This is a genomic window from Castellaniella sp. (assembly GCF_036379515.1).
In the GTDB taxonomy this organism is placed as follows: Bacteria; Pseudomonadota; Gammaproteobacteria; order Burkholderiales; family Burkholderiaceae_B; genus Castellaniella.
Window position 1 is genome coordinate 22,184 of the sequence record NZ_DASVGN010000027.1, and the last position, 23,817, is coordinate 46,000.

The 23,817-nt window shown below is 61.6% G+C and carries 22 protein-coding genes; 13 read left to right on the forward strand and 9 right to left on the reverse strand.

Translation table 11 applies throughout. The annotated features are described in order from the left end of the window. Positions 1–5: 5 nt before the first annotated feature. The gene (gene trpB / locus VF285_RS08320) at positions 6–1,205 is read right to left on the reverse strand and encodes a tryptophan synthase subunit beta (protein WP_346952156.1); all 1,200 of its coding nucleotides are present in this window, start codon (positions 1,203–1,205) and stop codon (positions 6–8) included. 140 nt (positions 1,206–1,345) lie between these two features. Continuing rightward, entirely contained in the window at positions 1,346–3,544 is a 2,199-nt protein-coding gene (locus VF285_RS08325) for a bifunctional (p)ppGpp synthetase/guanosine-3',5'-bis(diphosphate) 3'-pyrophosphohydrolase (RefSeq protein ID WP_346952157.1), read from the reverse strand. A gap of 178 nt (positions 3,545–3,722) precedes the next feature. Here VF285_RS08325 and fdxA point away from each other — a divergent pair, with 178 nt between their 5' ends. The 9 genes from fdxA to VF285_RS08370 all read left to right on the forward strand — a co-directional run bounded on the left by fdxA (position 3,723) and on the right by VF285_RS08370 (position 11,788). After that, the gene (gene fdxA, locus VF285_RS08330) at positions 3,723–4,049 is read left to right on the forward strand and encodes a ferredoxin FdxA (RefSeq protein ID WP_346952158.1); all 327 of its coding nucleotides are present in this window, start codon (positions 3,723–3,725) and stop codon (positions 4,047–4,049) included. Positions 4,050–4,312: 263 nt separating this feature from the next. Next, a complete protein-coding gene (locus tag VF285_RS08335; protein ID WP_346952159.1) occupies positions 4,313–5,530 on the forward strand; it encodes a polyhydroxyalkanoate depolymerase in 1,218 nt (405 codons plus the stop codon). Between the two features lie 12 nt (positions 5,531–5,542). Then, positions 5,543–6,154: an electron transport complex subunit RsxB gene (gene rsxB, locus VF285_RS08340; protein ID WP_346952160.1), complete on the forward strand. Its 612-nt coding sequence runs from the start codon at positions 5,543–5,545 to the stop codon at positions 6,152–6,154. Beyond that, positions 6,151–6,792, forward strand: coding sequence for an endonuclease III (gene nth, locus VF285_RS08345; RefSeq protein WP_346952161.1), 642 nt, complete (start codon positions 6,151–6,153; stop codon positions 6,790–6,792). Before rsxB ends, nth begins: the two co-directional genes overlap by 4 nt. Before the next feature lie 203 nt (positions 6,793–6,995). Next, entirely contained in the window at positions 6,996–7,781 is a 786-nt protein-coding gene (locus tag VF285_RS08350; protein WP_346952162.1) for an ABC transporter ATP-binding protein, read from the forward strand. Between the two features lie 64 nt (positions 7,782–7,845). Beyond that, positions 7,846–8,559, forward strand: a complete 714-nt coding sequence (locus VF285_RS08355) for an ABC transporter ATP-binding protein (RefSeq protein ID WP_346952346.1) — start codon at positions 7,846–7,848, stop codon at positions 8,557–8,559. A 58-nt stretch (positions 8,560–8,617) separates the two neighbouring features. After that, the gene (locus VF285_RS08360; protein ID WP_346952163.1) at positions 8,618–9,829 is read left to right on the forward strand and encodes an ABC transporter substrate-binding protein; all 1,212 of its coding nucleotides are present in this window, start codon (positions 8,618–8,620) and stop codon (positions 9,827–9,829) included. An 88-nt stretch (positions 9,830–9,917) separates the two neighbouring features. After that, positions 9,918–10,805 carry a branched-chain amino acid ABC transporter permease gene (locus VF285_RS08365; RefSeq protein WP_346952164.1) on the forward strand — a complete coding sequence of 296 codons (888 nt, stop codon included), beginning with the start codon at positions 9,918–9,920 and terminating at the stop codon, positions 10,803–10,805. Beyond that, a complete protein-coding gene (locus VF285_RS08370) occupies positions 10,802–11,788 on the forward strand; it encodes a branched-chain amino acid ABC transporter permease (RefSeq protein ID WP_346952165.1) in 987 nt (328 codons plus the stop codon). The genes VF285_RS08365 and VF285_RS08370 overlap by 4 nt, the downstream gene beginning before the upstream one ends. A gap of 69 nt (positions 11,789–11,857) precedes the next feature. On the opposite strand, the gene VF285_RS08375 is transcribed toward VF285_RS08370, so the two are convergent. The 5 genes from VF285_RS08375 to VF285_RS08395 form a co-directional block, all read right to left on the reverse strand. Beyond that, the gene (locus VF285_RS08375) at positions 11,858–13,054 is read right to left on the reverse strand and encodes an ABC transporter substrate-binding protein (protein WP_346952166.1); all 1,197 of its coding nucleotides are present in this window, start codon (positions 13,052–13,054) and stop codon (positions 11,858–11,860) included. A gap of 249 nt (positions 13,055–13,303) precedes the next feature. Continuing rightward, positions 13,304–14,050: an ABC transporter ATP-binding protein gene (locus VF285_RS08380; protein ID WP_346952167.1), complete on the reverse strand. Its 747-nt coding sequence runs from the start codon at positions 14,048–14,050 to the stop codon at positions 13,304–13,306. Continuing rightward, positions 14,043–15,836 (reverse strand): branched-chain amino acid ABC transporter ATP-binding protein/permease, encoded by a 1,794-nt coding sequence (locus tag VF285_RS08385; protein WP_346952168.1) that lies wholly within the window; start codon positions 15,834–15,836, stop codon positions 14,043–14,045. The genes VF285_RS08380 and VF285_RS08385 overlap by 8 nt, the downstream gene beginning before the upstream one ends. A 4-nt stretch (positions 15,837–15,840) precedes the next feature. After that, on the reverse strand, positions 15,841–16,878 hold the full coding sequence (locus VF285_RS08390; RefSeq protein WP_346952169.1) for a branched-chain amino acid ABC transporter permease: 1,038 nt from the start codon (positions 16,876–16,878) through the stop codon (positions 15,841–15,843). A gap of 37 nt (positions 16,879–16,915) precedes the next feature. Next, on the reverse strand, positions 16,916–18,085 hold the full coding sequence (locus tag VF285_RS08395; RefSeq protein WP_346952170.1) for an ABC transporter substrate-binding protein: 1,170 nt from the start codon (positions 18,083–18,085) through the stop codon (positions 16,916–16,918). Between the two features lie 291 nt (positions 18,086–18,376). On the opposite strand from VF285_RS08395, the gene msrB reads away from it, so the two are divergent. The 4 genes from msrB to VF285_RS08415 are packed head-to-tail and all read left to right on the forward strand — an operon-like array spanning position 18,377 to position 20,515. Next, entirely contained in the window at positions 18,377–18,772 is a 396-nt protein-coding gene (gene msrB, locus VF285_RS08400; RefSeq protein WP_346952171.1) for a peptide-methionine (R)-S-oxide reductase MsrB, read from the forward strand. Beyond that, positions 18,769–19,341, forward strand: a complete 573-nt coding sequence (locus VF285_RS08405; RefSeq protein ID WP_346952172.1) for a septation protein A — start codon at positions 18,769–18,771, stop codon at positions 19,339–19,341. Before msrB ends, VF285_RS08405 begins: the two co-directional genes overlap by 4 nt. After that, the gene (locus VF285_RS08410; RefSeq protein WP_346952173.1) at positions 19,338–19,658 is read left to right on the forward strand and encodes a BolA family protein; all 321 of its coding nucleotides are present in this window, start codon (positions 19,338–19,340) and stop codon (positions 19,656–19,658) included. Before VF285_RS08405 ends, VF285_RS08410 begins: the two co-directional genes overlap by 4 nt. 8 nt (positions 19,659–19,666) lie before the next feature. Further along, positions 19,667–20,515 (forward strand): peptidylprolyl isomerase, encoded by an 849-nt coding sequence (locus tag VF285_RS08415; RefSeq protein ID WP_346952174.1) that lies wholly within the window; start codon positions 19,667–19,669, stop codon positions 20,513–20,515. A 78-nt stretch (positions 20,516–20,593) separates the two neighbouring features. On the opposite strand, the gene ligA is transcribed toward VF285_RS08415, so the two are convergent. Further along, entirely contained in the window at positions 20,594–22,729 is a 2,136-nt protein-coding gene (ligA, locus tag VF285_RS08420; protein ID WP_346952347.1) for an NAD-dependent DNA ligase LigA, read from the reverse strand. 32 nt (positions 22,730–22,761) lie between these two features. Then, complete coding sequence (locus tag VF285_RS08425; protein WP_346952175.1) at positions 22,762–23,796, reverse strand: cell division protein ZipA C-terminal FtsZ-binding domain-containing protein; 1,035 nt, start codon at positions 23,794–23,796, stop codon at positions 22,762–22,764. Positions 23,797–23,817 lie beyond the last annotated feature (21 nt).

Genomic DNA, 23,817 nt, shown 5'->3' on the forward strand with positions numbered 1-23,817 from the left:
GGTTCCTAAAGCGTAATGCCACTGAATTCGGCCACGGTGTGCATGTCTTTGTCACCCCGACCCGACAAATTGACCAGAATGATCTGGTCACGCGGCAGAGTAGGAGCCAGTTTGACGGCGTGCGCGATCGCATGCGCAGATTCGAGCGCCGGCATGATGCCCTCGATGTGGCAGCAATCGAGGAAAGCGGTCAACGCCTCCTGATCGGTGATACCCACGTATTGTGCGCGGCCTGAGTCTTTCAGCCAGGCATGTTCAGGCCCGACGCCGGGGTAATCCAGCCCGGCAGAAATCGAATGCGTTTCGGTGATCTGGCCATTGGCGTCTTGCAACAGATACGTGCGGTTGCCGTGCAACACCCCCACCACGCCGCGGCTGAGCGACGCCGCATGGTGGCCGGAATCCAGGCCTTCGCCCGCCGCTTCGACCCCGATGAGCCGCACCGATTCGTTTTCGATGTAAGGGTAGAAAATGCCGATGGCATTCGACCCTCCACCCACGGCGGCGACGACGTAATCAGGCTGACGCCCTGCATCGCGCGGCATCTGTTCGAGGCATTCGCGGCCGATGATGGCCTGAAAATCACGCACCATCTGAGGATAGGGATGCGGCCCTGCTACAGTACCGATGATGTAGAAGGTGTTCTCGACGTTGGTGACCCAGTCGCGCATGGCCTCGTTCAGGGCATCCTTCAGGGTACGTGAGCCCGATTCGACGGGCACCACCGTGGCGCCCAGCAGCTTCATGCGGTAGACGTTCGAGGCCTGGCGGCGCACGTCTTCGCTACCCATATAGACCACGCACTCGAGACCATACCGGGCGGCGACCGTCGCGCTGGCCACCCCGTGCTGCCCTGCGCCGGTTTCAGCAATGATGCGGGGCTTGCCCATACGGCGCGCCAGCAACGCCTGCCCGATGCAGTTGTTGATCTTGTGCGCGCCCGTGTGGTTCAGGTCTTCGCGCTTGAACCAGATCTGGGCTCCCCCGAGCTTTTCGGACCATCGACGGGCGTGGTAGACGGGGCTGGGGCGGCCCACGAAATGCTCCAGTTCATAGGCGAATTCGCGCTGGAATTCAGGGTCGTCGCGGTAGTGCTGATAGGCATCCCGCAGCGCATCCAGTGCGTGCACCAGCGTTTCGGCGACGAATGAACCGCCAAACTTTCCAAAATGCCCCTGGGCATCCGGCAGATGATAGGGTTTCAAGTCTAGACTCGCTCCGAAAGCGCCCCTGGGGACGCATGGACACGGCACGCCATCCTGGCGGCCAAAGGAGCATTTTAACAGCCAGACACAGTCGTCGGCCCGGCGAATGCTCCCCGGGCCATCCAGATCCGTGCCACGCCTCAGTGGCGGGTTGCCTGCACGCCCGGCAGTTCGTTGACAGCCGCCAGCGCCTCGCGAATCTGCGAGCCATCGCGCACTTCGATGGTAAACACCATATGCGCCAGCGAGCTGCGGCTGTATGTCGTCACACGAACCACCCGCAGGCGCAGGCGTGCGAAGGCTTCGGACACGTCCCGCAGAACCGCGGGCCGATCCTGTGCATGGATCGTGATGTCCACGGGATAGACCGCGTCGCCCGTCTTGCCCCAGGCAACGGCAATGCAGCGCTCAGGATGCCGCTTGGACAAGGCGTGCCACGAAGGACAATCACGCCGGTGGATGGACACGCCCCTCCCACGCGTCACGAAACCCTCGATGGCGTCAGGGGGGGCTGGCCGACAGCACCGCGCAAGCTGCGTCAGCAGGGAATCCACCCCGACCACCAGCACACCGCTCTTGCCTGTATGGGACACGCTATCCGCGTCGGCACCGAATACACGAGGCTCAAGCTCCGATGGGGCCACCGGAACTTCTGGGGCGCGAAATGCATACTCGATCTGCCGCAGGCTGAACTCTTCCTTGGCGGCGGCCACGTATAGATCATCCGCGCGGGCAAACCCGAGCTGCTGCGCCAGATGATCCTGATTGACGGCGGTACGCCCCAGGCGCTGCAACTCTTTTTCGACCAGCGTCTGGCCCTGCGCAATACGCTGCTGCAGCTCAACCGCATTGAACCAGGCGCGCACCTTGGAGCGCGCCCTGGGGCTGGCCAGATAGGCCAACTGCGGATTGAGCCAATCCCGGGAAGGCCCTCCCGATTTTGCAGCGATGATCTCGATGGTCTGCCCAGTCTTCAGGCGGGTGGACAAGGGAACCATCTGCCCATCGACCCGGGCGCCACGACAGCGATGCCCCAGATCCGTGTGCAGCAGATACGCGAAATCTACCGGCGTCGAGCCTTCGGGCAGTTCGAGCACGCGCGCCTGCGGCGTCATGACGTAAATACGCCCCGCCCCTGCCGGTGCGGCCGCCGGCGCAGGCCCGCTGTCTTCTTTCCAGGCCAGCAACTGCCGCATCCAGGCGATCTTCTGATCGTATTCTCCAGAGGCCGCTACCTGGCCCCCGCGGGCCCCTGCCTCTTTGTAGCGCCAGTGCGCCGCCATGCCGAACTCGGCATACTGATGCATGTCGCGGGTACGGATCTGGATCTCGAAAATACGCCCCTGGGCATCAGCGACCACCGTATGCAGGGACCGATAGCCATTGGGTTTGGGGCGGGCAATATAGTCATCGAACTCATCGGGCACGGGCGTCCACATCGCGTGAACCATCGCCAGCACCGCATAGCAGGTGCGCTCGTCGGCCACGATCACCCGCAAGGCACGCAGATCGAACAGCTCCTGGAATTCGAGGTGTTTGATACGCATCTTGTTCCAGATGCTGTAGATGTGCTTGGGCCGTCCATTGATCTCGGCATCAATGTGGGCCTCTGCCAGCGCAGCGCTCAGCCGCGTGACGACGGCATCGATGAATGCTTCGCGCTCGACACGCTTTTCTTCGAGTTGCCGAGCAATTGCCTTGTAGGTCTCAGGCTGCAGAAACCGGAAGCAGAGGTCTTCGATTTCCCACTTGAGCTGCCAAATGCCCAGGCGATTGGCCAGCGGCGCATAGAGCGTCATGGTTTCTTGCGCAAAGGACTCGGGGCACGGCGTGTGGCTGGCGGCATACCAGCGCAAGGATTGCAGCCGCGACGCCAGACGCATGAGCACGATACGCAAATCGGCTGCCATGGCGAGCAGCATCTTGCGCTGCATCTCTTTCTGGTCGGCCCCGGAGTGGCTCCCCACCTGCCCCGCCACCGTGCCCAGGCGCAGCAGTGCGCGCACCCCTTGTACGAGCGTGATGACTTCTGGCCCAAAGGCCTGGCGCACGGGGTCGGAACGGCTTACTTCGCCCTCGGGTACTGGCTGGACGGCCAACAAGGCGGCAGCGCGCGTGGCGGCATCCGATCCGAGTTCCTGCAGAATCAGGACCACCAGCGCTCCGTGAGCAGCCAAGGGTTCGCCTGTACTGGCCTGCGCGCCTTGCAAGGGCGCACGAACCCACGCGACCGCTTGAGACAAGAGCGGCACGCCTTCGTCATCCAGCCCGCGACAGGCCTCCTGAAACCACTCGGGACCCAGGGGATCGACAGACTCAGCGGAAGAGACGGGATTCATGAGAAGCGGCAACGCAAAGACAAGTCTCTATACTACTTGAGTCGCGCGCCCCAGGCAGGCTCAGCTCCGCCTTCGCGGGCATGTCCGCGCTGGGATATCAGGCACTTCGAGGCCCACCGCTCAAATTCGTTAAAATCGGGGGTGCCCTACCCAGGCGGGATTCCAGCAGGAGCTTTTCATGACCCACGTCGTTACCGAAAACTGTATCAAATGCAAGTACACCGACTGCGTCGATGTCTGCCCGGTCGACTGCTTCCGTGAAGGCCCGAATTTCCTGGTGATCGACCCCGAAGAATGTATCGATTGTGCGGTGTGCGTCCCTGAATGCCCGGCCAACGCCATCTTTGCGGAAGAAGACGTCCCCGAAGACCAGGTCGATTTCATTCCGCTGAACGCAGAGCTGTCGCCCACCTTCAAGCCCATCAATCGATCCATCGACGCGCTGGACGGCGCCGACGACTGGAACGGCCTTGCCGCCAAGCTCAAGTATCTCGAGCGTCCGTGAATCTGCACCTAACGTCGCGCAACATCCGACTTCCGAAAGCCGTTCAACCCTGATGCCGGATACTTGCACGATTGTGTGATTCTGACGCAGGCCTGACGTTTCGCGTCACTTGTACGGAAAACCCCACATTTTGAGTCAGGAATTCCCCTGTCGGGGAAATTCCGGTAGCGCCTCGTAACGAATCCCAGTACTTTAAATCAGCACACTCAGTACCCGGAGGCATTGATCTGCATCCGGGCAGAACGACCGGAACGCACCCATCTATGCTCTACGACTTGCACGAACTTCAGCGCGCTTTCCTGACCCCTATGGCCGCCTTCACCAGTACGGGATCGCAGTTGTTCTCGAATCCCTACAGCCCGCTGGCCTACACCCCGTTCTCGCGACAATTTGCCGCGGCCTACGAGCTGGCGAACCGTCTGGGCAAAGAATACGAAAAGCCCGAATGGAATCTGCCCACGACCACCATTGGGTCGCACGAGGTCGCCGTCTCGGAAGAAATCACGATTGCGCAGCCCTTCTGCCATCTGGTGCACTTCGTCCGCGACGCGCAGCGCGACGACCCCGTGGTGCTGCTGGTCGCCCCCCTATCCGGGCACCACGCCACGCTGCTGCGCGATACCGTGCGCGCCCTGCTTCCCGCACACGACGTCTATGTCACCGACTGGGTCGATGCCCGGATCGTCCCGGCCTCCGAAGGCACCTTTGGGCTGGACGACTACGTCCGCACCATTCAGGCGTTCCTGCGACACCTGGGACGCAATACGCACGTCATCTCCGTGTGTCAGCCCACCGCACCGGTGTTGGCTGCAATCTCGCTGCTGGCCAGTACCGGCGAGCATTGCCAGCCGCGCTCCATGATCATGATGGGGGGACCCATCGACGCCCGTAAATCCCCCACCCAAGTGAACCGTCTGGCGACCACCAAACCCTATTCCTGGTTCGAAGACAACCTTATCTACCGGGTGCCGACGCGCTATCCCGGTGCAGGTCGCCCCGTCTACCCAGGCTTTCTGCAGCACGCAGGCTTCGTCGCCATGAACCCGGACCGGCACCTGAAGTCTCACTACGACTTCTATCTGCACCTGCTGCGTGGCGACGAGAGCGACGCAGAAGCCCACCGCCGCTTTTACGACGAATACAACGCAGTCCTGGACATGCCGGCGCGCTTCTATCTGGACACGATCCGCATCGTGTTTCAAGACTTCAGCCTGCCGCGCGGGCTCTGGAAGATCGACGGCAATCTGGTCGAACCGGCGGCCATCCACAAGACGGCCTTGATGACCATCGAAGGCGAGCTTGACGACATCTCGGGGCAAGGCCAAACGCACGCGGCGCATGCCTTGTGCTCGCATCTTTCGCCCTCGATGCGCGAAATCTACACCGCCAATCATTCCGGTCATTACGGAATCTTCTCGGGCAGCCGCTGGCGCCAGCAGGTTTGTCCTAAAATCTCGGCTTTCATCCGCGCTCACGCCTGACCCCACCGTTCCGTGTCTTCTCTGGTTGATGCCATCGATGCGCTGCTGCCGCAAACGCAGTGCACACAATGTGGTTTCGAAGGTTGCCGTCCCTACGCGCAAGCCATTGCGGACGGCCGCACGGACATCAACCGCTGCCCGCCGGGTGGCCCTCAGACCATCTCGGCCCTGGCAAAGCTGCTGAACCGCCCCGAGCTTCCATTGGACCCGGAATGCGGCACCTACCGCCCGTTTCGGGTCGCCCTCATCGACGAAGAGCACTGCATAGGTTGCACCTTGTGCATCCAGGCTTGTCCTGTGGATGCCATCCTGGGGGCCAACCAGCTCATGCACACCATCATCGAAGACGAGTGCACTGGATGCGAACTGTGCGTAGCTCCCTGCCCGGTAGACTGCATCACCATGGTGCCTACCAAACGCGAATGGACGACTGAAGCCGCCAACGCGGCCCGTTCGCGATTCCAGAGCCGCACAGCACGGTTACAGCAGCGCCACACCGAGGCCAAAGGGCCGGCGGCGCGCACGCTGGCCAACAAACCGACTCTTGCCGAGCCGGCCGACCCTCACGACAAACAAGACCGCATCGCACAAGCACTGGCGCGGGCCCGAGCGCGGCGGACATGAAGCGCGCCGCCATCGAAGAGTGCTTTCGCCGCTTTCAGGCAGCCAACCCGGCCCCCAAGACCGAGCTGGAATACACCAGCACCTTCCAGCTGCTGATCGCCGTCATGCTCTCGGCGCAGGCCACGGACCGTTCGGTCAACCTGGCGACTCGCAAATTTTTCCCCGAGCATGGCACGCCGCAAGGCCTGCTGTCGCTAGGTGAAGCGGGGCTGACTGAAGCGATCCGGACCATCGGCCTCTACAAGACGAAAGCGCGCAACGTCATCCGCACCTGCGAACTGCTGCTGGAACGTCACCACGGCGAAGTTCCCGATCGGCGAGAAGATCTGGAAGCCTTGCCCGGCGTAGGCCGCAAGACGGCCAACGTGGTGCTGAACACCGCTTTTCGCCAGCCCACCATGGCCGTGGACACGCACATCTTCCGCGTGGCCAATCGCACCGGCATCGCACCTGGCAAAACCGTACTGGCCGTTGAAAGAGCCCTGCTCAAACGCGTTCCCAAGCCCTATTTGCTCGATGCACACCATTGGCTCATTTTGCATGGCCGTTACGTGTGCGTGGCCCGCAAACCGAAATGTCCGCAATGCCCCATCAGCGACTTGTGCGACTACCCGAACAAAACGCGGCCTGAAACCTAACGCATACCCGCGGTACAGTGGCGCGAAGAACAGCGCCGCAGGTCTCTCCAGATCTGATTCCTGCCCACTTTGCGGCACTGCAATATTTTTTCTTCAATCACTAAAAATTCTGTAAAACCCCTATAGAGATCGGTTCGCTCACGCCGCATACTGTTGCCCATTCGTTCAGCGGCACCGCACTGCGACATTGGAACCTCGGCATCATGGCTACCGAAAACGCCCCCATCCTTCTCGAAACACGTCAGCTCACCAAGACTTTCCTCGGCTTCGTCGCGGTCGATTCAGTCGACCTCAAAGTCCAGCGTGGGCATATCCATGCCCTGATCGGCCCCAACGGCGCAGGCAAAACCACCTGCTTCAACCTGCTCACCAAGTTCCTCACACCCACGTCCGGCCAGATTTTCTTCGATGGGCAGGAAATCACCCGCGACAGACCGGCCGAAATCGCGCGCCGGGGCATCATCCGCTCGTTCCAGATTTCAGCCGTGTTCCCTCAACTCTCGGTGCGCGACAACGTCCGCATCGCACTGCAACGCAACACCGGCTCCTCGTTCCAATTCTGGCGCAGCGAATCCTGTCTTGATCACCTCAATGCCCGGGCCATGGAACTGCTGGACGAAGTTGGCTTGGCCGAGTTTGCCCAGGAAATCACAGTCAACCTGCCCTACGGGCGCAAGCGGGCCCTCGAAATTGCCACGACTCTGGCCATGGAGCCCAGCCTGATGCTGCTCGACGAACCTACCCAGGGCATGGGCCACGAAGACGTAGACCGCGTCACGCAACTCATCAAGCAAGTGAGCACAGGCCGCACCATCCTCATGGTGGAGCACAACATGAAGGTCATCTCGTCGATCGCCGACCGCATCACCGTGCTGGCCCGGGGCGCCGTACTCGCCGAAGGAGACTACGACAGAGTCTCTCACAATCCCGCCGTGATGGAAGCCTATATGGGCACGGCCCAGGGTGAACTCGAAGGAGCTCAGGCATGAACACGCAGGGCCACCCCAAGTGTGAATTCCCCCTTGGGGGGACGGCGCGCAGCGCCAAGGAGGCATCATGAGCGCCGCACTCGAAATCTCTGATCTGCATGCCTGGTACGGCGAATCTCACGTCCTGCACGGCGTGAACATGACCGTCGAACAAGGCGAGGTCGTCACCTTGCTGGGACGCAACGGCGCAGGACGCACAACCACGCTGCGCGCCCTGCTGGGACTCACCGGGCGGCGCACGGGGTCCATCCGCATCCAGGGGACCGAATCCATCCATCTGCCTACGTATCGCATCGCGCATCTGGGCATAGGCTACTGCCCCGAAGAACGCGGCATCTTCGCTTCGCTGTCCTGCGAAGAGAACCTGTTGCTGCCCCCCACGGTGGGCGACACGCTGGGCGGCGGGATGTCGCTGGCCGAAATCTACGAAATGTTCCCCAACCTTCTCGAGCGCCGCCACTCGCCCGGTACGCGGCTCTCGGGCGGCGAGCAGCAGATGCTGGCCGTGGCGCGCATTCTGCGCACCGGCGCCAACCTGCTCCTGCTCGACGAGATCTCCGAAGGCCTCGCGCCCGTGATCGTGCAGGCGCTGGCCCGCATGATCCGTACCCTCAAGACCAAGGGCTACACAGTCGTGATGGTCGAACAGAACTTCCGCTTTGCCGCACCGCTGGCCGATCACTTCTACGTCATGGAGCACGGCCAGATCATCGAAGAATTCGCAGCTGGCCAGCTTCAGGAAAAACAGTCCACGCTGGATAGTCTGCTCGGCGTCTGATGTCCCACAATCCACCGAATTACCAGCCGGACACCCCGGCACTCTCAGGAGACTTCGCATGAAACTTCGCACCCTATCCGTCGCACTGGCTGTCGCAGGCCTAGGCATCAGCCTGTCAGCCCAGGCGGCGGGGATTTCCGATAACGTGATACGCATCGGTTTCATCACCGACATGGGCGGAGTCTACGCCGACGTCGACGGCAACGCGGGGGCAGACGCCATCCGCATGGCCATTGCCGACATGGGTGGGGAAATCAACGGCAAGAAGATCGAACTGCTGACGGCGGACCACCAGAACAAGGCTGACGTGGCCTCTTCCAAGGCGCGCGAATGGTTCGACACCCAGCACCTGGACATGCTCATCGGTGGCACCAATTCCGCTACGGCACTGGCCATGGCCGGGGTTGCTGCTGAAAAGAAAAAGCCCTTCATTGCCGTAGGCCCGGGTTCGTCCGCGCTGACCAACGCGAAATGCACCCCCTACACCGTGCACTACGCCTACAACACCACGGCACTGGCTCGTGGCACAGGCTCGGCTATTGTGCACGATGGCGGCAAGTCCTGGTTCTTCCTGACGGCAGACTACGCCTTTGGGCACTCGCTGGAACAAGACACGGCAGCCGTCGTCAAGAAAGACGGTGGCAAGGTGCTGGGTGAAGTGCGCGCACCGCTCTCCACGACGGATTTCTCCTCCTTCCTGCTGCAGGCTCAAAGCTCAGGCGCCCAGGTGCTGGGCCTGGCCAATGCCGGTCTGGACTTCGTCAATTCCGTAAAAGCCGCCAAAGAATTCGGCATCACCAAGACCATGAAGCTCGCCGGTCTGCTGGTGTTCATCAACGACATCCACTCGCTGGGCCTGGCCAACACCGAAGGCCTGTTCCTGACCACGCCCTGGTACTGGAACCAGAACGACGCCTCGCGTGCATGGGCCAAACGCTTCTTCGACAAAGAGCATCGCGCGCCCTCTTTCCTGCAGGCGGGTGATTACTCCGCCGCCAAAACCTACCTGGAAGCCGTCAAGGCCACTGGAACGGATGACGGCGACACCGTCATGCAGTACCTGAAGTCGCACAAGATCAACGACATGTTCGTAAAGAACGGCTACGTCCGCAAAGATGGCCTGATGATGCACGACATGTACCTCGCCCAGGTCAAGAAGCCTTCCGAATCCAAGGCACCCTGGGACTACTACAACATCGTGCGTGATCTCCCGGCAGAATCGGTCTATGGACCGGAGTCGGAATCCACCTGCCCGTTGCTCAAGGGCTAAGCGCGACGCGTGACCACGGTCGCCTCGCCTGCAGGCGAGGCGACCCCACCGTTCTGGTTTTTCCTTCGTCCGCTTTCGCTGCAGCCTTATGATCACACTCTTTGGTGTACCCATTCAGGCCTTGCTAGGGCAGTTGCTGCTCGGCTTGGTCAACGGCTCGTTCTATGCCGTCCTCTCGCTGGGGCTGGCCATCATTTTCGGCCTGCTCAACATCATCAACTTCACCCACGGCGCGCTCTATATGCTGGGGGCCTTCGTCGCCTGGCTGGGGCTGCAATACCTGGGCCTGAACTACTGGTGGATGCTGCTGCTCTCGCCCATCGTGGTGGGCCTGTTCGGTATCCTCCTCGAACGGCTGCTCCTGCGCCACCTCTACAAGCTCGACCCACTCTACGGGCTGCTTCTCACCTTCGGTCTGGCATTGCTCATCGAAGGGCTGTTCCGCAGTGTCTATGGGGTGTCGGGCCAACCCTACTCCACGCCGGCACTACTAAGCGGCGGGGTCAACCTCGGTTTCATGTACCTCCCCATCTATCGCGGGTGGGTCGTCGTGGCGTCCATCGTCGTCTGCCTGCTCACCTGGTTCCTGATTGAAAAAACGCGCTTGGGGTCGCTGTTGCGAGCCGGCACCGAGAACCCGAAACTTGTTGAAGCCTTCGGGGTGAACGTGCCGCTCATGATTTCCCTTACGTTCGGGCTGGGCGTGGGCCTGGCCGCCTTTGCAGGGGTGCTGGCGGCTCCCATCTTCCAGGTATCCCCGCTCATGGGGTCCAACCTCATCATCGTCGTGTTCGCCGTCGTGGTGATTGGTGGCATGGGCTCCATCATGGGGTCCATCGTGACCGGCCTGGGCCTGGGCATCATCGAAGGCTTCACCAAGGTCTTCTGGCCAGAGGCCTCCACCACCGTGGTGTTCATCATCATGGTGATCGTCCTGCTGCTGCGCCCCGCTGGCCTGTTCGGAAAAGAATCATGAAGCCACAAGTCATTGCGTCTCTGGTCGCACTCGCCGTCATCGCGGCCCTGCCCGCCGTCGGCGGCTACCCGATCTTCATCATGAAGGTCATGTGCTATGCGCTCTTTGCCTGCGCCTTCAACCTGCTCCTGGGCTACACCGGGCTGCTGTCCTTCGGACATGCTGCCTTCGTAGGGCTGGCAGGCTACATGTGTGGCCTTGCGCTGACCACCTGGGCCTGGCCCACGCTGGGCGGACTGGTCTTCGGCACGGTCTGCGCCGCCTTGCTGGGCCTCGTCTTCGGCATTTTGTCCATTCGCCGCAGCGGCATCTACTTCGCGATGATCACGCTGGCATTGGCGCAGATGCTGTTCTTCTACTTCTTGCAAGCGCACTTCACGGGCGGCGAAGACGGACTGCAAAATATCCCACGCGGCAGCCTCTTCGGGCTGGACCTGAGCAAGGACATCAACCTGTACTACGTCGTGCTGGTGATCTTTGCTGCGGGCTACGCACTCATCTGGCGCACCGTGCATTCTCCCTTCGGGCAGGCCTTGAAAGCCATCCGCGAAAACGAACCGCGCATGGTATCCCTGGGCTACGACGTGAACCGATTCAAACTGCTGGCCTTCGTGCTGTCGGCCGCACTGTGCGGGCTGGCAGGCGCCACAAAGTCATTGGTCTTCGTGTCGGCCACGCTTTCTGACGCCACCTGGCAGATGTCGGGCACGCTTATCCTCATGACCCTCATCGGCGGGGTAGGCACGCTGTCGGGGCCGGTGCTGGGCGCAATCATCTATGTCGCACTCGAAAACAAGGTGGGGGACCTGGGCCGCTTCCTGATGCAGGAAACCGGCATCCAGTGGTTCCGGGTGCTGGGCGAATCCGTCACGATCGTAATCGGGCTCATCTTCGTCATCTGTGTGCTGGCCTTCCGCCGCGGTATCGTGGGCGAATGGCTGCACTGGCGGCAAACGCGGGCTGCGCTCAAGACGCAGGGCTGAGCCCTCATCGCACAGCGCCCATCCAGGAACTCAGGATGGGCGCGCGCGTTTTCTAGGCTTGCAGACTCATCATGAGTGCTTCACGAGCGGGCAGGCAGATTCCGACAGAGGGACGGACACCAGGCTGGCCGGCAGAGTGCGCAAAACCTTGTAGTAATCCCAAGGTCCCTTGGATTCAGCGGGCGTCTTGACCTGCACCAGATACATGTCGTGCGCCATCCAGCCATCGGCACGCACCTTGCCGTTGTGGGCGAAGAAATCGTTCACGGGGATTTCGCGCATCTTGGCAGCGACCGCACGGCCTTCAGTCGTCCCGGCTGCTTTGACGGCTTTCAAGTAGTGCAGCACAGACGAGTAGACACCGGCCTGGACCATGCCGGGTTCGCGGTGAGTCAGTTTTTCGAAACGCGCTGAAAACTTGCGGCTTGCTTCATCGCGATCCCAATAAAACGGCGTCGTCGCCACCAGCCCTTGCGCTTTGTCCAATCCTAGTGCGTGAACGTCACTGATGACGATACCCAGCGCAACGAGCTTCTGGCCCCCCTTGGTAATGCCAAACTCGGCCGCCTGCTTGATGCTGTTGCTGGTGTCAGCTCCTGCATTGGCCAGCGCAACGGCCTGAGCCTTGGACGCCTGGGCCTGCAGCAGGAACGACGCAAAATCAGAAGCGCCGACAGGGTGAAAGACCTGACCCACGACTTTGCCGCCGTTCTTGTCCACCACCCTGGTCAAGTCAGCAGCCAACTGTTTGCCGTAGGCATAGTCTGCCCCCAGGATGAACCAAGACTTGGCGCCTTCCTTGACCAGGCCGGTGGCCGTGCCGACGGAAGCCGCGTAGGTGTCAAAAGCCCAATGAAAACCGGTCGGAGAACAGGCTTTACCGGTCAGCGCCGATGAAAAAGGTCCGGAGGCGATGGTTATCTTGTCTTTTTCCTGCGCCAGGCTCTGCACGGCCAGGGCCACGGCCGAGTTCGTCAGATCGGCGATCATCTCTACGTGATCCAGATCGAACCACTTGCGTGCGATCGCGGTACCCACGTCGGCCTTGTTCTGGTGATCTGCCGACAGGACCTCGATCTTGCGGCCCAGCACCTTGCCGCCAAAATCCTTGACGGCCATCTGTGCAGCCGTCACGGAAGTGACGCCGCCAAAATCGGAGTAAATGCCTGATTGATCGTTCAGCACCCCGATACGCAGAGGTTCGGCTGCGCCCGCCATGGTAGGCAGGGCTGCCGCAAGTGCAAGGCAAAGCAATAGCTTCTTCATGTGTTGTCTCCATCCTTTGTCGTTTTATGAGGGTCTTCCGCCGGTGCTCATGGCGTCTGCGGGTCCCCGATTCGAGGTTAGAGTTTGCTCGGTGAAGCTGTCAATTCGGAGTTACGTGCCGAGGAATCGTTTTCCTGCCCGCGGTCGGGCTTGCAGGCTTGGAGCATCTTGGGTCCTGCACCGTTGCCCACGGTCGGGCTTGCACGCCCGACCGGCTGGGCCGGCGTAAAGGAGTCCGCGGGGACTCCTTTACGTCCGGCCCAGCCCCAAATAACTTTCGATTACTCGGGGGTTGTCGGCGAGGTCGGTGGCGGCGCCTTCGAGGATGAGTTCACCCGTTTCAAGCACATAGCCGCGATCGGCAACGTGCAACGCCGCACGGGCGTTTTGTTCCACTAGCAGAATCGATACCCCGGTGCTGCGCAGATGAGCGATGGTCTGAAAAATTTCGCGCACCACGCGTGGCGCAAGCCCAAGGCTGGGCTCATCAAGCATGAGCAGTGCCGGGCGAGCCATGAGCGCACGACCCACGGCCAGCATCTGGCGCTCACCGCCCGACAGCGTCCCGGCAGCCTGCTCCGCACGCTCTTTCAGCCTGGGGAACAACGCATAGACCTCGGTCAGCGTATCGCGCCATCCTTTGACACCGGCACGGTAGAGCCTGAATCCGCCCAGAAGCAGGTTGTCACGCACCGACATGCTGGCGAACAGCTCCCGCCGCTCGGGCACCAATGACATCCCACGACCGACTCGCCGCTCGATATCCCAACCCTGCACATCCTGCCCCTGAAAAAGCACCGCCCCCCGGCTATGGCCGCGCTGAGGCAAGGCACCCATGATGGCGTTGAGCAGCGTGGATTTTCCGGCGCCATTCGCGCCGATGACGGTCACGATCTGCCCACGTTGAACTTCCAGGTTCAACGGGCTGAGCGCCAACACATTGCCGTAGTGGGCCGAAAGCGCCTGAACTGAAAGTAGTACGTCAGGATTATTCATCGAGCCCCCCCAGATACGCCTCCAGAACGGCTGGATTCGACTGAATCTCCGCTGGCGCCCCTTCCGCCAGTCGTGTCCCGAAATCCATCACGAGCAAGTGGTCCGTGAGCTTCATGACAAAATCCATGTCGTGCTCCACGAGCAGCAGGCTCATGCCTTCGCGGCGCAGCTGATCCAGCACAGCCGACAAAGCCTGCTTCTCTTGGTAGCGCAGGCCGGCAGCAGGCTCGTCAAGCAGCAGGAGAATGGGATCACAGCACAAGGCGCGGGCTACTTCGACGATACGCTGGCGCCCCAAGGGCAGGCTGCCTGCCGCTTGCTGAGCGACATCGGCAAGCCCCACGCGCTCGAGTTGACGGGCTGCTTCGCGGCGCAGCGAAGCCTCGCCCGCCCGATCCAGGCGCAAGGCCGCCGCAACGACTCCAGCCTGCTCGCGCAAGTGCGCCCCCAGCATGACATTTTCGAGTACGCTCATTTCAGGGAGCAACTGGACATGCTGGAAGCTGCGCGCAAGGCCGCGCTGCGCGATCTCGCGCGAGGAACAGCCGTCAATGGGCTGCCCCATGAAACGGACAGCCCCTGACGTCAGCGGCTGCACGCCACTGATCAAGTTGAAGGTAGTACTCTTGCCCGCGCCATTGGGGCCAATGAGCCCCATGATCTCGCCGGCTCGGAGCTCGAAGCTGATGTCATTCACCGCCACCAGCCCCCCGAACTCCTTACGGACGGCCTGGACCTGCAACACGGGCTCACCCACGGCAGGCAGAGCCCGGCGCGGCAGCTCTGCAGCCTGTGCAACGTCCGACTGGTTTCCACCAGAAGAGCCGAACGCTGCTCCGCCCAAGCGCTGCCAAGCCTGTGCCAGCACGGGCCACAACCCATCACGCGCGAACTGCAACACCAGGATCATGAGCACACCAAAGGCCAGCATCTCGATGTTGACCGTACTGCCCACCAACGCGGGCAACACGTTCTGAAGCTGGTCCTTGAGAATCAGGATCGCGGCGGCCCCGACCACGGCCCCCCAGACGCTGCCAGCACCACCCACCACCGCCATGAACAGGTACTCAATGCCATATCCCAGGCCGAAGGGACTGGGGCTCACGGCGCGCTGCATGTGCGCATACAACCAGCCCGACAGCCCGCCCAACAAGGCCGCATAGACGAAGATCACAACCTTGTAGTGCTGCAGATCGACACCGAAAGACTCGGCCATGGCGCCGCTGCGCAAGGATCGAATTGCACGGCCCGCACGGGAATTCAGCAGGTTGTGCGTCGCCCACAGGGCCAACAGCAACGCGCCCCAGATCAGGCAGTACATGCTGGCGCTGGTTCCCAGAGACCAATGACCGATCGAAAGGGCTGGAATGCCGGCGATGCCGTCATACCGGCCGAGAAAATCCAGATTGCCGTACAGGTAATACAGAGCCAGACACCAGGCCAACGTGCACAAGGGCAGATAGTGCCCCGAGAGACGCAGCGTAATGACCCCCAGCACGTACGCGACGACCCAGGTGAGTACCAAAGCAGCCAACAGCCCCACCCACGGCGACATGCCGCCCGCAGTGGTCACCCATGCTGTGGCATACGCACCCAGGCCCACAAACGCCGATTGGCCAAAGGACGTCAGCCCGCCCACGCCAGTAAGCAGCAGCAGACCCAGAACCACCAGGCTGTAGAGCCCGATATAGTTCATCTGCGTGATCCAGAACCCTGACACACCTGGCACCCAGGGCAACAGGACCAAGGCCAGCACGACGACGACAAGAAGAAAACGCGGGCGCATCGGCTCAGTCGTCCTCATCCAGGTGCACGCTGCCAAACGAGCGCCACAACAGCACGGGGATCACCAGGGTAAACACGATGGCTTCCTTGAAGGGGCTGGCCCAAAATGAGGAAAAGGATTCGAGCAGGCCCACGAACAAGGCACCAGCCGCCGCGATGGGATAGCTGACCAAGCCGCCAAAGATGGCCGCGACAAAGCCCTTGAGCCCAATCAAAAAGCCGGTGTCGTAATAAATGGTGGTGATGGCCGCAATCAGCATCCCTGAAAGCGCACCAATGGCGGCGGCCAGCGTGAACGTCAGCCCGCCCGCCACCCGGGTGCTGATTCCGACCAGCCGGGCTCCCCTCCGGTTCACGGCAGTGGCGCGCAGTGCCCGGCCATAGAGCGTCTTGCTGAAAAACAACCACAGCCCGCCAATCAGAAGCACCGTGAGGATGAGCACCGCGAAGGTCTGCGCCGTCCAGCTGACCGGCCCGATCTGGATATTGCCCTCGACCAGCGCAGGTGTACGCCACCCTTCGGCACCAAAAAACAAGAGGCCCAAGCCTGTCAGCGCAAAGTGCACGGCCACCGAAATGATGAGCAACACCAGCACGCTGGCCTGTTCCACCGGCTGATAGACCAGGCGGTAGATCATGGGCCCCATGGGGACCACCAGAGCGAGTGCGAATACGACCTGAAGGAGCAGCGGGACGTGCGCCCCCGCCGCCCAAGGCGCCAGCAGCTCGAGCACGAGCGGCAGCACCAGCGCCCACATCAGCGTGCGCACGTAGCCACGCCAATCGCGCGAACGCCAGGCTGGAGCAATCTCGACCAGGCACACCAGCACCCCCAGAATCACCAGCAGATGCGCTGTTCCAGGCACCTTGCCATTGGCCAGAAACGCCAGTGACAAGGCACCAAACGTGACGAACTCCCCTTGCGGGATGAAAATCACGCGCGTGACGAGGAACACCAGAACAAGTGCCAACCCCAGCAGGGCATAGATGGCGCCATTCAGGACACCATCCTGCAGCAGGATGAGCGCAATCGTCAGATCCACCAGGACCTCGGCACGCAATCAGGCAGACAGTTCACGCTCACAGATCCGGCTGGTAGACCCACTTGCCGTTCACCACCTTGACGATGACGCGGCCCCGCTTGTCCAGACCGGCGTGATCCGTGGGACTCATGTTGAACACCCCTTGCGACGCCGAGAGCTCTTTGACGTTCTCAAGCGCAGTGCGCAGAGCCGACCGGAACTCTGGAGTCCCCGGCTTGGCACCAGTCTTCAGCGCGACCGGAATGGCGGCATTGATGAGCTGCCCGGCATCCCACATATGGCCACCGAACGTATTGAGCGACCCGGCACCATATTTGGCCTCGTAGGCATGAACATACGTCAGCGCAGTTTTCTTCACGGGATTGCTGTCAGGCAGCTGGCTCGCAACCAGCAGCGGCCCCGCCGGCAGGATCATGCCGTTGCAGGCCTTGCCACAGACGCGCAACACGTCTTCATTGGCCGCACCGTGTGTCTGGTAGATCTGGCCCTTGTAGCCACGCTGGACCAACTCACGCTGAGGCAGCGCGGCTGGCGTGCCAGAAGCAGCAATCAGAATGCCGTCTGGATGCGCTGCCAGAAGCTTCAGAACTTGTCCTGTCACACTGGTGTCGGGACGAGCGAAACGTTCGGCAGTCACGATCTTGATGCCCTTGGACGCACCCGCCGCCTTCATTTCCTGTAGCCAGCTGTCGCCGTAGGCATCGCTGAAGCCAATGAAACCCAGTGTCTTGATATGCTGCTTGGCCATGGCATCGGCCAAGGCATGTGCCATCAGCGCATCGTTTTGCGGGGTCTTGAACGCCCACTTGCGCGGACCGTCCACCGGTTCGACGATCTTCGCGCTGGCGGCCAGGCTGATCATGGGGGTGCCGGTCTCAGCCGCCACGTCCACCATGGCCAGCGATGCCGGAGTCACCGAAGAGCCCAGCACGACGTCAACGTGATCGTCTGCCGTCAGCTTGCGAATGTTCTTGACCGCCTGCGTCGTATCGGTGGCATCGTCCAGCACGATGTACTGCACGGTTTCCCCACCGATTTTCTTGGGCAGGAGCGCGACTGTATTCTGTTCAGGAATGCCCAGCGAAGCGGCGGGTCCCGTGGCAGACACGGAAATGCCGACCTTCACCTGCGCGGACGCTGCCAGCGGAACGGCCGCCAGCAAGGCAGCGGCAACCAGCGTGCGACGAAATACACGATTCAACTGCATGATTTGTCTCCGTATGTGTTTGGGTGTTGAGTCCAGCCGTGCTCACGAACCCCAATATTCGGGCACTGTCCCATTTTGTGGCCGTATATTATCGCAGCACTGGCCATTTCGCTGTGTTCCGGGTATGCGGCCTGATGCCGGCGATCTCCTGCAAAGCCTCGCCCATTCAAGGATCAAACACTGGGGGAAACATGCAGATACACCTACCTGTTTCCGGTGGCAAAGTGCGCGCGCAGAAGCAGGTCAAGTCGTCTATCATAGAAGGATCTTTGACCTGATGATGGATTTGCTGTGGACAAGGTCACGCGCACGGACGCCCAATGGCGCGAACAACTTTCCCCCGACGAATACGCAGTCGCACGACTGAAGAACACTGAACGCCCGTTCACGGGCCGGTACTGGGACAACACCCAGCAGGGTACCTATGTCTGCATCTGCTGTGGCACGCCGCTCTTCGTATCGGACACCAAGTTTGACGCCGGCTGCGGATGGCCCAGCTATTTTGAGCCCATTGCGCCCGACCGCGTGCGCGAATTGCACGACACCAGCCACGGCATGGTCCGTACCGAAGTACTGTGCGCCCGTTGCGACGCCCATCTTGGGCACGTGTTCCACGACGGCCCCCCACCCACCGGTTTACGCTACTGCATGAACTCCCTTTCCCTGAAATTCATCCCGGCCGAATGAAAAAATTTCTGTTCGACCTCTTCCCGCTGATCCTGTTTTTTGTGGCCTTCAAGTTTGCTGACATTTATGTCGCAACGGGAGCGGCCATTGCTGCTGCCATCGTCCAGATTCTGTGGCTGAAGCTGACGGGCCGCACCATAGAAGCCACGCACTGGATCAACGTGACCGTCATCGTAGTGTTCGGCGGTGCGACGCTGCTGTTCCACGACGACACATTCATCAAGTGGAAGCCCACCGTGCTGTATTGGCTCTTCGGCGGCATCTTGCTAGTGACCCGCTTGTTTATGGGCCGCAACCTGATGCGCAAACTCATGGGCGAAAAAATCGCGCTGCCCGAACGCGCCTGGAGCCGGCTCAACGACAGTTGGGCGGCGTTCTTCCTGGCCTCGGGGGTGCTGAACCTGTATGTGGCATTTTCAGGACGCTTCACCGAAGCCCAATGGGTGAATTTCAAGGTCTTCGGGCTGATGATCCTGCTGGTGCTTTTCGTCGTGGTGCAGTCGTTGTGGCTGGGACGCCACATCCAGGCTGAAGCCGAGGCGAGCTCATCGAGCGAGGACGCCACATGATGATTCCCGCCGAGCCTGGCGCCGTCACCACGGCTCCCGAACCAAATCCCGTCGATGCCACCGCCCTGGCAACGCAGCTGCAGCAACGTCTGCAGGCCCTGAACCCGACGCAGCTGGATGTCATCAATGAGTCGCATCTGCACGTGGGACACGCGGCCGCCCAAGGCGGCTGTCATTTTCGTGTACGGCTCACCTGTGCGCAGTTTCAGGGACTCGGAACGCTTGCACGCCATCGCCTTGTGTATGATTGCGTGCGGGATCTGATGCCCCATCCGATTCACGCTCTGGCCATCGAGGCCAGCACACCTTCAACCTGAGGAATTTCATGAAACGTTTCGCTGTTCTGGCTCTTGCTTGCGCCATGACGATGCCTGTCTATGCCAAGGACCTCGCCACGGTCAACGGGCAAGCCATCACGCAAGAAAAATTCGACCAGTTCGTGAGCCTGCTGGTTGCTCAGGGTGCCCAGGATACGCCGCAGCTGCGTACTCAGGTGAAGCAAGAAATGATCAACCGCCTGGTGGCTGTTCAGGCAGCTGAAAAGCTGGGACTGCAAAAGGACCCGGCCGTGCAGCAGGAAACCGAACTGGCACAGCAGAGCATTCTGGTCCGCGCGCTCATGTCCAAGTACCTGAAGGATCATCCGGTCAGCGATGCGGATCTCCAAAAGGAATACGACACGCTGAAGGCCCAACAGGCCAATAAGGTCGAATACAAGGTACGCCACATCCTGGTCAAGGACGAGTCCGAAGCCAAGTCCATCATCAAGGCGATCAAGGCCAAGAAAATCACCTTTGAAGCCGCGGCCAAGAAGGACTCGATCGACACGGGCAGCGGCAAGAATGGCGGCGAACTGGGCTGGGGCCCGGCAAGCAACTATGTGCCGGAATTCGCCAAGGCCGTGGAAAGCATGAAGAAGGGCCAACTCAGTGCCGCTCCGGTGCAGACGCAATTTGGCTGGCACATCATTCAGGTAGAAGACGAGCGTCCAGTGGCGTTCCCTTCGTTCGAAGAGTCGAAGTCGCAGCTCGAAGAGATGATGCGCCAACAGTCGTTGGCCAATTATCAGAAAGGGCTGATGAAGGACGCCAAGGTGGTGGATGAGGCAGCTCCTGCTGCTCCTGCTGCGGCTACTCCTGCTGCTGCCACACCGGCTGCGCCGGCTTCCAAGTAAGGCTGCCGCAGAAACCGGGCTCTATGGCTCTATTGGCATAGAGCCCGGCGGGGTGAGGCTCAGGGCCCTTTGCTCTGCTCACCCGGCTCCGGCGTCGCCGGAACTTCCCAAGGAGGCAGTGCTCACTGGGGCGCTCGCCAGCAACGCCCTGAGCCCTGCCTCATCGATCACCGCCACACCCAGCTCCTGCGCCTTGCCGAGCTTGCTGCCGGCGTCCTCGCCCGCCACCACCCATGACGTCTTGCGCGAAACCGAGCCGCTGACCTTGCCGCCCGCCGCCAGAATCAAGGCCGCAGCTTCATCGCGTGACAGAGTCGGCAACGTCCCCGTCAGCACCAGCGTCTTACCCAAGAGCGGCTTCTGACCCGCCACCGCCACCTCATCCTGCGGCTGAACACCAGCGGCCGACAGCGCTGCCAGCACCTCACGATTGTGCGGCTCCGCAAAAAAACGATAAATCGACAGCGCCACCACCGGCCCCACGTCAGGAACCTGAAGAAAAGCCTCCTCGGACGCGTCCAGTACCGCCTGCAGCGTACCGAAATGACGGGCGATGTCTCGCGCCGTGGTTTCCCCCACATGGCGGATGCCCAGCGCATACAGCAAGCGCGACAGCGGCGGGTGCCGACTGCCATCGATGGCCGCTACCAGGTTGGCCGCAGACTTCTGCCCCATGCGATCATACGTAGACAACTCCAGCGCGCTCAGACTATACAGGTCGGCCAGCGTGCGTACCCGGTCGTTGTCGACCAGTTGGTCGATGAGCTTGTCCCCCAGCCCGTCAATATCCAGCGCCTTGCGGCTTGCTGCGTGCCAAAGCGTCTGCTTGCGCTGCGCCGGACAGAAGAGCCCTCCCGTGCACCGCGTCACCGCCTCGCCCTCAGGCCGCTCTACCGCTGACCCGCACTCGGGGCAGACTGGACAGGCCGCCAGAAAATCGAAGGGCAGCGCATCGGCCGGACGCAGCGCCAGAACAGGGCCCACGACCTCGGGAATCACATCCCCGGCACGGCGCACGATCACCGTATCGCCGATACGGACATCTTTGCGGTGAATCTCGTCTTCGTTGTGCAGGGTAGCATTGGTGACCGTCACCCCGCCCACAAACACCGGCTGCAGCCGTGCCACCGGCGTGAGTGCGCCTGTGCGCCCCACCTGCACGGTGATGCCCAGCAGCTTCGTCGTCTCTTCCTGGGCCGGGAATTTGTGCGCGATGGCAAAACGCGGCGCCCGCGCCACGAAGCCCAGTACCTGTTGGGCCTTCAGGTTATTGACCTTGTAGACCACGCCATCGATGCCGAAAGGCAAACCGGGGCGCTCACGCCCCACGGCCTCGTAGAACGCCAGCAAATCTTCCGCGCCATGACACAGCTTGCGCCCCGGGCTCACCGCGAACCCGAATGCTGCCAGCCAGTCCAGCATGGAGGCATGCGTGCTACACGGCTGGATCTCCGTCCCCGACCCGTCCTGAATCTGCCCCCACCCATAGCAATAGAAACGTAGCGGACGCCCTGCCGTGACACGAGAATCAAGCTGTCGCAAGCTGCCGGCGGCCGCATTGCGAGGATTGACGAAGCGCTTTTCGCCACGCGCCGCTTGCATGTCATTGAGACGCTCGAAATCCGCCTGCCCCATGAGGACCTCACCACGCGCCTCGAGCACGGCCGGAACGGAATCACCCAACAGGCGCAAGGGCACCGACCGCAACGTACGAACATTGGCGGTGATGTCTTCGCCTTCTTCGCCATCGCCGCGGGTGGCCGCCTGCACCAGCAAGCCCTGCTCGTAGCGCAGATTCACGGCCAGGCCATCAAACTTGTATTCTGCGACGTACTCCACGGAGCCGGCCGGTGCATTTTCTGCAAACAGCGCGCCTTGTGCCCGGGTTGCCTCATCGCCGGTCGACTTCGCCAATAAGCCCGCCTGCAGCAAGATCGTCACGATGCGTTCGTCGAAATCCCGCACATCCTGCGGTTCGAACGCATTACCCAGAGACAGCATGCGCACCGCATGGTGCACGGGCTGAAAGCTGCTGAGCGGTGCCGCGCCCACGCGCTGCGTGGGGGAATCCGGAGTCACCCAATCGGGGTGAGCCGCTTCAAGCGCCTGCAGCTCGACCATCAACCGGTCATAAGCCGCATCCGAGATCTGCGGGTCGTCTTCGACGTAATAGTGCCGGTTATGCGCGTTGATCTCGTCGCGCAAGGCCAGCATGCGCCGGCGATCCGGCGCATCTGCCGGGGAAGTCACGAAAACACGCGCGCCGCGCGCTCGGTGCCCGCCAAGAAGCCCGCCTGGTCGAGTTGATCATACAGACCGCTGATCTGGCGATCGATGGCTGGCGCCGAGCTGTCCTGGAACGTACGCCCCTGGTCATCGAGCACATGTGCATCAAGGCGCGAGGCCAGATCGCGCGCCACACCCACCATACGGCTGAACGCCTGGTCGTCGGGCAGGCTGTTGGGGACATCCAGCACCAGATCCACGCGATGAGCGGCGCCATCGTCCTGGGAATCGATCTGCAGGATGAAGCGTGGGGTGCCGTTTTCGGCCATCCACGCCCACTGTCCGCGTGCCTGCACGAAACCGACCTCGCGAGCGGCGTCCAGAATGCGGGCGGGTGCACGAGGTGATGCCAATTGAAGCAACAATCCAACCTGCGCGTCCATGGAGGCGCAGCGCGCGTCCAGATCGGCGGCTTGCTTGAGCACGACGTCTTGATCAGGCGCCTCGATGAGACCCTCGAAGCGCTCGGCAAGATTCTGAGCCAGCGTCCACAAATTGGACCACTCGATGGCCGACAGAGGCCCACTGCGATTGGCCAGCACCACTGCAAGCTGCAGCGACACGTACGACTCGTCCGAGCTGACTTCCGTGCGATGCCCTCCGCCTTCGCTTTCGGCAAAAACCCGCACCGGCTTCTTGCCGACCCGGGCAATCGCCCCGATGGCTTCGATCAGCGCATCGCCCGCCACAGGATGCGCCAGGGAAATATCGATGACGGCCTCGCAAGCAGGGTCCACCTCAGGGCTTTCTTCTGCCACCGCAGAGGGACGCTCGGCAGACCATATCCCGGGCTCGCGACGCGACACAGGGGCAGCACCGGTACCTGACCCGACAACGGGTGAGGCCACGTCCTGCATGAGAGCATCGTGTTCTGATTCGGGCAAGGTGTCACGCATCTTGCGCCGCACGCGCCAGTCCTGCCAGCCGTTATAGAGCAGGACGATGGCAATCAGCACCACCCCAATGGAAATCAGCAAAATTTGCAAATCGCTCATATGAAACCTCGTATTCCCCCG